Origin of the sequence: Serratia proteamaculans (assembly GCF_946227095.1) — a bacterium.
In the GTDB taxonomy this organism is placed as follows: Bacteria; Pseudomonadota; Gammaproteobacteria; order Enterobacterales; family Enterobacteriaceae; genus Serratia; species Serratia proteamaculans_E.
This window is the reverse complement of record NZ_CAMISV010000011.1, coordinates 87382-99637: the sequence shown is the minus strand read 5'-3', so window position 1 is coordinate 99637 and position 12256 is coordinate 87382. Positions and strand designations below refer to the sequence as shown.

Here is a 12256-nt window from a genome sequence, read left to right as displayed (position 1 = left end):
TTATTCCCGGTGGTAAGGATGATTTGTTGTAATACTCCAGGCGCGGTAGAGGCTTTCAGCCACCAGAACGCGCACTAAAGGATGCGGCAATGTCAACGGTGAGAGCGACCAACTTTGTTCTGCTGCGGCCTTGCACGCCGGTGCCAGCCCTTCCGGGCCGCCAATCAGCAGGCTGACGTTGCGGCCGTCCTGCTTCCAGCGCTCGAGCTGCTGTGCTAACTGCGGCGTTTCCCACGGCGTACCGGGGATGTCCAGCGTGACAATGCGATTGCCTTTGCCTACCGCCGCCAGCATCTGTTCGCCTTCCTTTTCCAGAATGCGTTTGATATCGGCATTCTTGCCGCGCTTGCCCGCCGGGATTTCGGTCAGCTCAAACGGCATATCTTTCGGAAAGCGGTGCAGATAATCCATAAAGCCGGTCTGCACCCAGTCTGGCATTTTAGTGCCGACCGCTACCAGTTGCAGTTTCACCGCTTAGCTCCAGAGTTTTTCCAGCTCGTACAGACGACGGCTTTCTTCTTGCATTACATGGACGATCACTTCGCCCAGGTCAACCACTATCCAGTCGGAAGCTTCCTGGCCTTTCATGCCAAACAGTTCCATGCCCGCAGAACGGGATTCTTGCACCAGGTGGTTGGCGATCGACATCACGTGACGGGTAGAAGTACCGGTGCAGATGATCATGCAATCAGTGATGCTGGATTTACCCTGTACATCCAGAGCGATAATGTCTTGGCCTTTCAGGTCATCAATTTTATCGATGACGAAATCTTGGAGCGCTTTACCTTGCAAAGGTTCCCCCTCGGGAGTGTTCTGTTCATTCGACTGCGGCGGGCAACTGCCCGTTTTGCGGCCTGAATCAATGATAAGTCGGCAGGATGCCGCTGAAAGCCAGCTGGTGACTGCCCGGCCAGCTAAGGTTTCCGGGGTTTTCAGCGAATACCTGAAAAATAGCGGCGCAGTATATCATGCGGCTCTCGCTAGCGATATAAACCCTGTAACTCGATATAGCGCTGTACCGAACGCGGCAACAGGTCGTCACAGTCGAGACCCAGGTGGCGGCGCTGGCGGATTTCCGTCGCTGAAATTTCCAGCTGCGGCGTATCGGCCAGGTAGATATAGCCCTGTGGTTGCAGGCTAAGCAGCGCTGCATCGGTCACCTGATGTTGTTCCAGCCACTGCTGCAGTTCCGGCGTGTCCATCCGATCGTTGTAACCCGGGCGCGCCAGCACCAGCAGGTGGCAGGTCTCCAGCAGCGATTGCCAGCGGTGCCACTTGTGCAACGTCAACAGCGAGTCCTGGCCAATAATAAACGCCAGCGGCAATGCAGCGCCACGTTCTTTACGAATGGCTTCCAGCGTCTCTATGGTGTAGGACGGCGTGGTGCGGTGCAGTTCGCGATCGTCAACCGCAAACAGTGGGTTACCGGCGATCGCCAGTTCAACCATCTTTAACCGTTGCTGAGCGTTAGCCTCAGGCTGAGGGCGGTGCGGGGGCACGTGGTTGGGCAGCAGTGTGACCCGGTTCAGGCCAACCTCGGCGGCCAGCGCTTCCACCGGCCGCAGATGGCCGTAATGGATCGGGTCAAAGGTGCCGCCAAACAGGGCGTGCAGGACGGTGGTCTCTTGCGGGTTAGTGGGCATCTGAAAAACTCGTGGCCAGAGGTTTGCCGCACAGCAGCATCGACAGGGTTTCCAGTTCCGACCACACCGACTGGCCGTAATCCTGCTTAAGGGCGATTTCAATCTGCGCCAACAGATGAACCGCTTGCCGCAGTTGGGCAGCAGATAACCGCTGTAATGCCTGGGTGACCAGGTTACGGCGGTTTTGCCAGACCTTGTACTGGTCGAACAGCGTACGCAGCGGCACTGACGCCATGCGTCGTTGCAGGTTCAGTAACTGCAGCAATTCACGTTGCAGGGTGCGTAGCAGGATCACCGGTTCGACATCTTCCTGCTGCATTTGCTGCAGGATATGCCAGGCTCGCTTGCTTTTGCCCGCCAGCAGGGCGTCCAGCCAGTGGAATGGCGTGAAGTGCGCGGCGTCATTGACCGCCAGTTCAACGCGCGGCAGGGTAAGCTTGCCGTCCGGGTGTAGCAGCGACAGCCGTTCCAGCGCCTGTGACAGCGCCAGCAGGTTGCCTTCGTAGCAATAACACATCAGCTGATTGGCCGCGTCGTCCAGTTCCAGTTTCATGGATTTGGCGCGCTGTGCTACCCAGCGGGGTAACTGCGCCTGTTCCGGTGTCTGGCAACTGACGTAAGCGCCATGCGGGCTGAGCGCCTTGAACCAGGCGCTGTTTTCCTGCGCTTTGGTCAGACGTGGTCCACGCAGCATCAGTAAAATGTCGTCATGCAGCAGAGCGGCCAGCTTGATCAGCTGTTCGCCGATCGGGGCGGTCGGCCCATTATCAGGGAAGATCAGCAGTAGCGTCTGCCTGCTAGCGAACAGGCTCATGGCCTGGCAGATGCTAAAGATGGCGTCCCAGTCGGTATGGGCGTCGAGCGAAATGCTGTAGTGCTCGGTGAACTGTTGCTGTTGTGCCGTTTGGCGGATCAGATCCTGGCTTTCCTGCAGCAGCAGTGGCTCATTGCCACTCAATAAATAACAAGCGCGCAGCCCCTCTCGGAGCTGCGCGGCAAGTTGTTCAGGGTAAATACGGATCATTGATCGACGCGACTTGCCGCTTTTTCACCAGCGGCAGCTGCTTTCTGCTGAGTTTCTTCTTCCGCCGCGTGTACCGTCAGCAGTTTACGCACCAGTTGTTGGGCGGCCTGCTCGCGCATTTCCTGACGAATAATTTCCTGTTCGGAATCTTTTGCCAGTGCGGTCAGCGGGTTATCGAAGAACGAACGGAACACTTTCACGTTCAGCGGATACAGATCGTGACCCGGGAGCAGCACCTGTGCCTGGACCGTCAGCACCAACTGGTACTCAGCGGTTTTACCGTCCTGGAAGATCGAGGCGGTATCCTGACTTTCAGTGGCGCCAATGATGCGCAGGGAAGGGAGATCCTTACGTTTTGCATCTTTGACAATGGTCACGTCGCTCAGACGTAATTGTTCACGCACCGAGCGGGTCAGCGGACCATAAGGGTCTGAGCTGTCCAGAATCAGCGTTTTCATTTCCGAGGGTACCTGCGTGGTGCCACGCAGGTGAAAACCGCAGCCGGCGGTGACCAGCACCGCCAACCCCAGCAACAGCGTCAGAATACGTTGTCGCACAATTCCTCCTTGTGTTAACCCACAACCAGGTTAAGCAATTTGCCCGGAACATAGATCACTTTACGAACCGTAACCCCGTCCAGATATTTAGCGACCAGATGTTCCTCAGCGGCGCGCGCGCGCACCTGTTCTTCGGTTGCATCGGCTGCCACAGTGATTTTAGCGCGAACCTTGCCGTTGACCTGTACCACCACCAGCTTGGAGTCTTCGACCATGGCTTGCTCGTCGGCTTGCGGCCAGGCTGCGGTATCCACATCGCCTTCACCGCCCAACGCCTGCCACAGTGAGAAGCACACGTGCGGGGTGAACGGATACAGCATGCGGACCACAGACAGCAGCGCTTCCTGCAGCAGGGCGCGATCTTGCTCGCTTTCTTGCGGTGCACGGGCCAGCTTGTTCATCAGTTCCATCACGGCGGCAATCGCGGTGTTGAAGGTCTGACGGCGGCCGATATCGTCGGTCACTTTGGCGATGGTTTTGTGCAGATCGCGGCGCAGTGCTTTCTGCTCTTCGGTCAGCGTTGCTACGTTCAGCGGCTGCACTGCCCCTTTCTCCAGGTGTTCGTAGGCCAGTTTCCAGACGCGTTTCAGGAAGCGGTTTGCCCCTTCCACACCGGATTCTTGCCATTCCAGCGTCATTTCTGCTGGCGAGGCGAACATCATGAACAGACGCACGGTGTCTGCACCGTATTTCTCAACCATCACCTGTGGGTCGATGCCGTTGTTTTTCGACTTCGACATTTTGCTCATGCCAGCATAGACCAGTTCACGACCTTGTGGATCGGTGGCTTTGATAATGCGGCCTTTGTCATCGCGCTCAACGGTGGCGTCGACTGGGGAAACCCAGACGCGTTCGCCGCTGTTGCCGCTGTAATAGAAGGCGTCTGCCAGTACCATGCCCTGACACAGCAGGCGTTTTGCCGGCTCGTCGGAATCGACCAGGCCCGCGTCACGCAACAGCTTGTGGAAGAAGCGGAAGTACATCAGGTGCATGATGGCGTGTTCGATACCGCCAACGTACTGATCCACCGGCAGCCAGTAGTTGGCGGCGGCTGGATCCAGCATGCCCTGGTCGTACTGCGGGCAGGTGTAGCGCGCGTAGTACCAGGAAGACTCCATAAAGGTGTCGAAGGTGTCGGTTTCACGCAGCGCAGGCTGGCCGTTTACGGTGGTTTTTGCCCACTCGGGATCTGCCTTGATTGGGCTGGTAATGCCGTCCATCACCACGTCTTCCGGCAGGATCACCGGCAGTTGGTCTTCCGGGGTTGGCATTACGGTGCCGTCTTCCAGCGTGACCATGGGGATTGGTGCACCCCAGTAACGTTGGCGAGAAACACCCCAGTCGCGCAGACGGTAGTTAATCTTGCGCTGGCCGACGCCTTTGGCGACCAGTTTGTCGGCAATGGCGTTGAAACCGGCCTGGTGATCCAGCCCGTCAAATTCGCCGGAATTGAACAGCGCGCCTTTCTCGGTCATCGCTTCGGCCAGGACATCCGGTTGGTTGCCGTCGAGAGTGAGTACGACCGGCGTGATCGGCAAACCGTATTTGGTGGCGAACTCCCAGTCACGTTGGTCGTGAGCCGGAACCGCCATGACCGCGCCGGTGCCGTATTCCATCAACACGAAGTTGGCGACCCAAATCGGCACTTGCTCACCGGACAGCGGATGGATGGCGAACAGGCCGGTCGGCATGCCTTTCTTCTCCATCGTCGCCATCTCGGCTTCGGCCACTTTGGTGTTACGGCATTCTTCGATAAATTCAGCCAGCGCCGGGTTGTTCACCGCGCCTTGTTGCGCCAAAGGGTGACCCGCAGCGACGGCGACGTAGGTAGCACCCATAAAGGTGTCTGGACGGGTGGTGTAAACGGTCAGTTTCTCTTCGCTGCCCGCCACGTCAAAGGTGATATCCACCCCTTCGGAACGACCAATCCAGTTACGCTGCATGGTTTTCACCTGCTCTGGCCAGCTTTCAAGCGTATCCAGATCGTTCAGCAGTTGGTCGGCGTAAGCGGTGATTTTGATAAACCACTGTGGGATCTCTTTACGCTCTACCTTGGTGTCACAGCGCCAGCAGCAGCCGTCGATAACCTGTTCGTTGGCCAGCACGGTCAGATCGTGTGGGCACCAGTTCACCGCAGAAGTCTTCTTGTAGACCATGCCTTTTTCGTACAGCTTGGTGAAGAACCACTGTTCCCAACGGTAGTAATCCGGATCGCAGGTAGCGATCTCGCGATCCCAGTCATAGCCGAAGCCCAGCAGTTTTAGCTGGTTCTTCATGTATTCGATGTTGTCGTAGGTCCACGGGGCCGGTGCGGTGTTGTTCTTGACCGCAGCGCCTTCCGCCGGCAGGCCGAACGCATCCCAGCCGATCGGCTGTAGTACGTTTTTACCTAGCATGCGCTGATAGCGCGAGATCACGTCGCCGATAGTGTAGTTACGAACGTGTCCCATGTGCAGACGGCCTGATGGGTATGGCAGCATGGATAGGCAGTAATACTTTTCCTTGCTCGCATCTTCGGTAACCTTGAAAGTCTGCTTCTCTTGCCAGTGAAGCTGTACGTTCGATTCTATGTCTTCTGGACGGTATTGCTCTTGCATGGCGGCTGGTGGTCCTGTAGGTGTAAAACAGCTACATCCGTAGCATTCTGTTGAGTACTTATAGATCCGCATAGCATAGCTGATAAGACCTCCCGGCAACAACACCAAGCGCCCGACTCGCCGTATTTAAAAAATCCTCGCCTTGATATGACTCACATCTTGAGGATCCCGTGCCTTGCCAAGTGACATCAGCAATTTACGGCTAAAATGATAAGAGCTAGTTTGAAGAGGTAAGTCCCGTCACGTAAGTTCATCGAGGAGAGATTATGAACAAGGTTGCTCAGTACTACCGCGAATTGGTGGCATCTCTGACCGAACGCTTGAAAAATGGCGAACGTGATATTGACTCGCTGGTCGCGAGCGCTGAAAAACGGCTGAACGAAGCGGGTGAGCTGACGCGCGATGAAGTGGAGCAGGTGACCCTGGCGGTACGGCGAGATCTGGAAGAGTTCGCCCGTAGTTATCAGGAAAGCCGGGAAGAATTTACTGACAGTGTTTTTATGCGGGTGATTAAAGAGAGCCTGTGGCAGGAACTGGCGGACATTACCGACAAAACCCAGTTGGAATGGCGCGAAGTGTTCAAGGACGTCAGCCACCATGGCGTTTACCACAGCGGTGAAGTGGTTGGGCTGGGGAATCTGGTGTGCGAGCAGTGCCACCATCATATGGCGTTTTACACGCCGGAAGTGCTGCCGCTGTGCCCGAAATGCGGCCACGACCAGTTCCAGCGCCGGCCTTTCGAACCTTAAGTTACCCGCACCCTGGCCTTCACCTGAGTGGAAAGGGCCGGGGCAGGGAGGTCGTCATTAACCGAACAGCTTTTTCATCAGGTTACTGAGAAAACCGCCACCGGTCGGGGCTGTTGCCGGCTCAGGCTCGCTTGTGAGGGCGGTGTATACGGTTGCAGGGACTTTCTGTGCCACCGCGATACGGCTGTCTTGTGCCGCTTTTTCTGCTGCTTCCGGCCCGTAAGCAAACCCTTCCGCCAGCACGAATTCCACATCCGTAATACCGATAAAGCCCAAGAACAGCTTGAGATAAGGCGTGATCAGGTCGGTTGGCGTCTCGGCGTGGATACCGCCACGGCTGGAGATCACGATCGCTTTCTTGCCAGTGACCAGGCCTTCGGAGCCTTCGGAGGTGTAACGGAAGGTTTGACCGGCGCGTGCTATCAGGTCGAAGTAAATTTTCAACTGGGTCGGGATATTAAAGTTGTACATCGGTGCGCTGATGATCAGGGTGTCATGCGATTTCAGTTCGGCAATCAGCTCATCGGAAAGCGCCAGCGTCTGTTGCTGATAGGGGGTTAAGGGTTTGTCCCCGGCACTAAAACCGCCGATCACTTCACCGTTCAGCTCCGGCAGAGTGGGGTTGGCCAAATCGCGGAAGGTAAAGGTGTCACTTGGGTGCGCTTCTTGCCACTGTTGAACAAAAAAATCGACCAATTTTCCAGACTGGGAGTAATCGCCCAGAATACTTGATTTCAGGACCAGTATACGACTCATGCGGTTATCTCCAGGCTTGTTCTAAGGGCGTCAGCAATGCTGTGCGTTTAACAGCATCTTAGAGGCAAGCCGGGATCAGTGATAGCGTAAAAATTCGCTGAGTTAAATCAAAAAAATTGAACATTAGGGCGCGTCTTGCGCCCCAGTGGGTCAGTAACGCGCAACGCGTTCAGCCAGCAGACTGATAAACCCTTCACGATCGATAGCGGTCAGCACTTCCACGTTGGCCGGCTTGCCGGTTTGCTGGAAGAGATCCACCACCGTCATGCCCTGGGTGTATTCCCCCTTGGTTTCCACGCCGACCCAGCGTTCGATACTGCTAAATAGCTGAGGGGCCAGTAGCCAGGCAATGGTGCAGGGATCGTGCATTGCGGCACCCGGCAGCCCGCGTGGGTGGCTGAGATACAGCGGCAGGTAGAAGTCGAGCATTTCGGCCACCGCCTGTGCCACCGGGTTGTCAATTTGGCGGATACGTTCGATATCTTGTGGCAACACCAGAGCCTGGTGGGTGACGTTCAACCCGGCCATGGTCAAGGGCACGCCGGATTTCAGTACCATCTCGGCGGCTTCGGGATCGACAAAAATATTAAATTCCGCCACCGGGGTGGTATTACCGGCGTTCATGCCACCGCCCATAAAGACGATGCGCTCGATGTTGCCTTTCAGTTCGGGGTGCTGGGCCAGCAGCAGGGCGATATTGGTCATGGGGCCGGTGACCACCAGGGTGATCGGTTCCGGGCTGCTGCGCAACAGGCTGGCGATCAGCTCGACGGCGCTTTGTTTGACCGGCTTGAGGGTGGGCGTCGGCAGGTGGGTATTGCCCATGCCGGTTTTGCCATGCACGTAGTCGGCAATCACCAGCTCACGCATCAGCGGGGCAGCGGCACCGGCTGCGACTGGAATGTCTTCACGCTTCATTAGCGTCAGCAGGCCGAGCGCGTTATGCAGGGTTTTCTCCGGCGTCTGGTTACCGGCAGAGGTGGTGATGGCTTTTACCTCCAGTTCCGGTGAGCTCAGTGCCATGGCAAGGGCAATGGCGTCGTCGAGGCCGGGATCGCAATCGATAATGATAGGGCGGGGCATATGTATCTCCTTTTTACCCGTCGTCTTTCAAGCTGCAGCGTTGTTACCTGCACTACAAGACCCATCCGTGGGTCTTGCCCCTTCGGGGCCGCTGCAAGCAGCGTTCAAATCTGTTCCCGACAGATTTGTCACTCACCCCAGTTACTTACTCAAGTAAGCGCCTGGGGATGAGCGAGCTGGTCGCCTAGCTGCAACTTGAAAGCCATAGGGTAGAATTGTGCTGAGAGCATCGGATCAAAACCAGGGAGAAACAAGCGCTTTTAGTGCCGGGAGCGGGGAGATGCGCCCCGAATGGAGCGCATCAGATCAATTAGTGCAGGATTTTTGCCAGGAAGTCTTTGGCGCGCTCAGACTCAGGGTTGTTGAAGAAATCGTCTTTATTGCGGTCTTCGACAATTTTGCCTTCGTCCATAAAGATCACCCGGTTGGCCACCTTGCGGGCAAAGCCCATTTCGTGGGTCACCACCATCATGGTCATGCCTTCGTTCGCCAGTTCGACCATCACGTCGAGCACTTCGTTGATCATTTCCGGATCGAGCGCCGAGGTCGGTTCATCGAACAGCATGGCGATGGGATCCATACACAGCGCACGGGCGATCGCCACGCGCTGCTGCTGACCACCGGAAAGCTGTCCGGGAAACTTGTTGGCGTGGGCGGTCAGGCCGACGCGTTCCAGCAACTTCAGGCCTTTCTCGCGGGAAGCGGCTTTATCACGCTTGAGCACTTTTACCTGTGCCAGCGTCAGGTTGTCGATGATCGACAGGTGCGGGAACAGCTCAAAGTGTTGGAACACCATGCCGACCTTGGAACGCAACTGCGCCAGGTTGGTTTTCTTGCTGTTGACCGGAGTCCCGTTCACCAGGATATCGCCCTGCTGGATCGGCTCCAGGCCGTTGACGGTTTTGATCAGGGTAGATTTGCCCGAGCCTGAAGGACCGCAGACTACCACCACCTCGCCTTTTTTGACTTCGGTGGTGCAATCGGTCAGAACCTGAAAGTGACCGTACCACTTAGAAACATTTTTCAGGGATATCATCAAACAGTCCTTTTCTTCAAATAGCTTACCAGCGCCGAGGCGGCGAGACTGATAACAAAATAGACAAAGCCGGCGAACAGGATCATTTCAACCTGGGTGCCGTCGCGCTCGCCGATGGTTGAGGCGGTACGGAAGAAGTCAGCCAGGCTCAGTACGTACACCAGAGAGGTATCCTGGAACAGTACGATGCCCTGGGTCAGCAGCAGCGGCACCATGGCGCGGAACGCCTGCGGCAAAATAACCAGCTTCATTGACTGCCAGTGGGTCATGCCCAGCGCCAGTGCGGCGGAAGACTGGCCGCGCGAGATGCTGATAATACCGGCACGGATAATTTCCGAGTAATAGGCCGCTTCAAACAGGGAAAAGGCTACCATGGCGGAGATCAGGCGAATATCGGTTTTCGGCGACAGTCCCAGAACCTTTTGTAATAAGCTTGGAACCACCAGATAGAACCACAGCAGTACCATCACCAATGGCACCGAGCGGAACAGGTTGACGTACAGGGCGGCGAACCAGCTGATGGGCTTGATCGGCGACAAGCGCATTACTGCCAGAACGGTACCCCAGAGGATACCGAAGACGATGGCGGTCACGGTGATCTTCAGCGTGATGAACAGACCCTGCAGCAGATAAGGGAAGCTTGGGACAATCGATGCCCAGTCAAATTCGTACATTATTTACTCCCCATATTGCCGGGCAACTGCACTTTTCTCTCTACCAACCGCATAAGCAGCATGATCACGGCATTGATGGCGACATAGGCCAGCGTAATCGCGGTAAAGGATTCATAGGCATGCGCCGAGTAATCCAGCAATTTGCCGGCCTGGGCAGCCATGTCGACCAGCCCGATGGTGGAAGCGATGGCGGAGTTTTTTACCAAGTTAAGCATTTCCGAGGTCATCGGCGGCACAATCACCCGGTAGGCGTTCGGCAACAGCACGTAGCGATAGGTTTGCGGCAGCGTCAGGCCCATGGCCAGTCCGGCGGCTCTCTGACCGCGTGGCAGTGACTGAATGGCCGCGCGCACCTGTTCGCACACGCGAGCGGCGGTGAACAGTCCGAGACACAGCATCGAGGAAACGAAGAACTGCACGTTAGGATCGAGTTCGGTTTTGAACCACATGCCGATATTCACCGGCAGCAATTCGGGGATCACCAGATACCAGGTAAAGAATTGCACGATCAGCGGCACGTTACGGAACAGTTCGACGTAACAGGTGCCGAGGGTGGAAAGAAAGCGGTTAGGTACGGTACGCAAAATACCGAATAGCGAACCGACAAAGAAAGCGATGATCCATGCACAGACGGAGAGGGCTACCGTGACCTGAAAGCCGGACCAAATCCAGCCGAGGTAGGTGGTATTCCCAAACGGGGCCTGCTGCAGGAAGATACCCCAGTTCCAATCTATTGACATAACAAACTCCGTTAAGCGGGCGCAGAGCGCCTAAAGATTGATGACTATTCAGCACCAATGGCACCGCGGCCAGTCGGGCTGACTTATCTATAGCGGGCATCGGTGGTGTGTTGTGGGGAAAATACGGGAGGGGAACGGCCTCCCGTATTCCTGTCTGTCCCAGTCATCAACAGGGCTGGTTTGGCCAGGCGGCCACCCCAGCTCTTGTTTTATTAGTTCAGTGCTTTGTCGTTAGGCTCTTTGAACAATTGCTTCATATCGTCTGACAGTTCGAAGTTCATGTTGAGGTTCTTCGGTGGGATAGGCTGTTTGAACCACTTATCAAACCATTTGGCCGCTTCACCAGAAGTCTGAGCCTGAGCGATGGTGTCATCGACCAGTTTTTTGAACTCAGGATCGTCTTTACGCAGCATACAGCCGTAGGCTTCTTTCGACTGAGGCGTGGCGATGATTTCCCATTGGTCCGGTTTCTTCGCTTTCGCGCGTTCACCCGCCAGCAGGGCGTCATCCATCATAAAGGCGACTGCGCGGCCGCTTTCCAGGGTGCGGAATGAATCACCGTGGTCTTTGGCGCTGATGATGCGCATGTTCATTTTGTTGCTGTCGTTCAGTTTATTCAGCAGCACTTCGGAAGTGGTACCGGATGTCACCACCACGGCTTTACCGGCCAGATCTTTGAAATCTTTGATGTCAGAGCCTTTTTTCACCAGCAGACGGGTACCGACCACGAAGATGGTGTCAGAGAAGGCGGCCTGTTTCTGGCGTTCAAGGTTGTTGGTGGTCGAGCCGCATTCGAAGTCAAAGGTGCCGTTTTGCAGCAGAGGAATACGGTTCTGCGAGGTGATCGGCAGCATTTTGACCTGCAGATCCGGAGCGTTCAGTTTTTTCTTAACCGCTTCAACGATTTGGTTGGAGTAGTCCTGGGAGTAACCCACAACTTTCTGCTGGTTGTCGTAGTAGGAGAACGGCACTGACGATTCGCGGTGGCCGACAACGATCACGCCGTTGTCTTTGATTTTCTTCAGCGTACCGGTCAGTTCTTCCGCATGGGCTACGTTACCCGCCATACCGATCAGCAGTAACGATAACGCCAATTTACGCATTTGCATGGTCCAACTCCTTTGCTGTTGTGGTAGCTCAAATTCAAAGAGCATCAGATTCTAAATGGAGATTTATTGCTCAAGTATAAAGATAGTCCTAGAACAGATAACCGTTAGAAAATAGCCGATTGTGAACAGATTGAAACTAAAATGTTTCTTTTTTTGAGACGCCACGCGCACCAAATTAATGCAACAAAATATCAATGCACCCTTATGGTGCCAGTGATGCTCTCAGGTTGTGCACAGATGCGACGAAACGTCAGCAAAAGTAAATCGGTTCTAAATCACATAGAAACT

General features: G+C 55.6%; 13 protein-coding genes. 1 reads left to right on the top strand and 12 read right to left on the bottom strand.

Annotated features, from left to right (window positions below; all coding sequences use genetic code 11):
• The 6 genes from rlmH to leuS all read right to left on the bottom strand — a co-directional run bounded on the left by rlmH (window position 1) and on the right by leuS (window position 5821).
• Window positions 1–471 carry a 23S rRNA (pseudouridine(1915)-N(3))-methyltransferase RlmH gene (gene rlmH / locus OC597_RS20130; RefSeq protein WP_004949595.1) on the bottom strand — a complete coding sequence of 157 codons (471 nt, stop codon included), beginning with the start codon at window positions 469–471 and terminating at the stop codon, window positions 1–3.
• Window positions 472–474: 3 nt separating this feature from the next.
• Window positions 475–792, bottom strand: a complete 318-nt coding sequence (rsfS, locus tag OC597_RS20125) for a ribosome silencing factor (protein WP_085115571.1) — start codon at window positions 790–792, stop codon at window positions 475–477.
• A gap of 188 nt (window positions 793–980) precedes the next feature.
• Entirely contained in the window at window positions 981–1643 is a 663-nt protein-coding gene (nadD, locus tag OC597_RS20120; RefSeq protein ID WP_261251768.1) for a nicotinate-nucleotide adenylyltransferase, read from the bottom strand.
• Window positions 1633–2667: a DNA polymerase III subunit delta gene (gene holA, locus OC597_RS20115; RefSeq protein WP_262210187.1), complete on the bottom strand. Its 1035-nt coding sequence runs from the start codon at window positions 2665–2667 to the stop codon at window positions 1633–1635. Before holA ends, nadD begins: the two co-directional genes overlap by 11 nt.
• Window positions 2664–3224 (bottom strand): LPS assembly lipoprotein LptE, encoded by a 561-nt coding sequence (gene lptE / locus OC597_RS20110; RefSeq protein ID WP_261251770.1) that lies wholly within the window; start codon window positions 3222–3224, stop codon window positions 2664–2666. Before lptE ends, holA begins: the two co-directional genes overlap by 4 nt.
• Window positions 3225–3238: 14 nt before the next feature.
• Window positions 3239–5821 (bottom strand): leucine--tRNA ligase, encoded by a 2583-nt coding sequence (leuS, locus tag OC597_RS20105; protein WP_262210185.1) that lies wholly within the window; start codon window positions 5819–5821, stop codon window positions 3239–3241.
• A gap of 266 nt (window positions 5822–6087) precedes the next feature.
• Between leuS and OC597_RS20100 the strand changes: the two genes are divergently transcribed.
• The gene (locus OC597_RS20100) at window positions 6088–6570 is read left to right on the top strand and encodes a zinc ribbon-containing protein (protein WP_085115576.1); all 483 of its coding nucleotides are present in this window, start codon (window positions 6088–6090) and stop codon (window positions 6568–6570) included.
• 57 nt (window positions 6571–6627) lie between these two features.
• Here OC597_RS20100 and OC597_RS20095 read toward each other — a convergent pair whose 3' ends face one another.
• The 6 genes from OC597_RS20095 to OC597_RS20070 all read right to left on the bottom strand — a co-directional run bounded on the left by OC597_RS20095 (window position 6628) and on the right by OC597_RS20070 (window position 11968).
• Window positions 6628–7326, bottom strand: a complete 699-nt coding sequence (locus OC597_RS20095) for an FMN-dependent NADH-azoreductase (protein ID WP_261251773.1) — start codon at window positions 7324–7326, stop codon at window positions 6628–6630.
• A 150-nt stretch (window positions 7327–7476) separates the two neighbouring features.
• Window positions 7477–8409 (bottom strand): pyrimidine-specific ribonucleoside hydrolase RihA, encoded by a 933-nt coding sequence (gene rihA, locus OC597_RS20090; RefSeq protein ID WP_261251774.1) that lies wholly within the window; start codon window positions 8407–8409, stop codon window positions 7477–7479.
• A gap of 310 nt (window positions 8410–8719) precedes the next feature.
• Entirely contained in the window at window positions 8720–9445 is a 726-nt protein-coding gene (locus OC597_RS20085; RefSeq protein WP_085115579.1) for an amino acid ABC transporter ATP-binding protein, read from the bottom strand.
• A complete protein-coding gene (gene gltK / locus OC597_RS20080; protein ID WP_261251775.1) occupies window positions 9445–10119 on the bottom strand; it encodes a glutamate/aspartate ABC transporter permease GltK in 675 nt (224 codons plus the stop codon). The genes OC597_RS20085 and gltK overlap by 1 nt, the downstream gene beginning before the upstream one ends.
• The gene (locus OC597_RS20075) at window positions 10119–10859 is read right to left on the bottom strand and encodes an amino acid ABC transporter permease (protein WP_085115581.1); all 741 of its coding nucleotides are present in this window, start codon (window positions 10857–10859) and stop codon (window positions 10119–10121) included. Before OC597_RS20075 ends, gltK begins: the two co-directional genes overlap by 1 nt.
• 212 nt (window positions 10860–11071) lie before the next feature.
• Entirely contained in the window at window positions 11072–11968 is an 897-nt protein-coding gene (locus OC597_RS20070) for an amino acid ABC transporter substrate-binding protein (protein WP_262210181.1), read from the bottom strand.
• Window positions 11969–12256: the final 288 nt, after the last annotated feature.

Coding starts and splice junctions, on each gene's coding strand:
- nadD (WP_261251768.1), bottom strand. CDS start 1,643: ATGCCCACTAACCCGCAAGAGACCACCGTCCTGCACGCCCTGTTTGGC.
- holA (WP_262210187.1), bottom strand. CDS start 2,667: ATGATCCGTATTTACCCTGAACAACTTGCCGCGCAGCTCCGAGAGGGG.
- leuS (WP_262210185.1), bottom strand. CDS start 5,821: ATGCAAGAGCAATACCGTCCAGAAGACATAGAATCGAACGTACAGCTT.
- OC597_RS20100 (WP_085115576.1), top strand. CDS start 6,088: ATGAACAAGGTTGCTCAGTACTACCGCGAATTGGTGGCATCTCTGACC.
- OC597_RS20095 (WP_261251773.1), bottom strand. CDS start 7,326: ATGAGTCGTATACTGGTCCTGAAATCAAGTATTCTGGGCGATTACTCC.
- rihA (WP_261251774.1), bottom strand. CDS start 8,409: ATGCCCCGCCCTATCATTATCGATTGCGATCCCGGCCTCGACGACGCC.
- OC597_RS20085 (WP_085115579.1), bottom strand. CDS start 9,445: ATGATATCCCTGAAAAATGTTTCTAAGTGGTACGGTCACTTTCAGGTT.
- gltK (WP_261251775.1), bottom strand. CDS start 10,119: ATGTACGAATTTGACTGGGCATCGATTGTCCCAAGCTTCCCTTATCTG.
- OC597_RS20075 (WP_085115581.1), bottom strand. CDS start 10,859: ATGTCAATAGATTGGAACTGGGGTATCTTCCTGCAGCAGGCCCCGTTT.
- OC597_RS20070 (WP_262210181.1), bottom strand. CDS start 11,968: ATGCAAATGCGTAAATTGGCGTTATCGTTACTGCTGATCGGTATGGCG.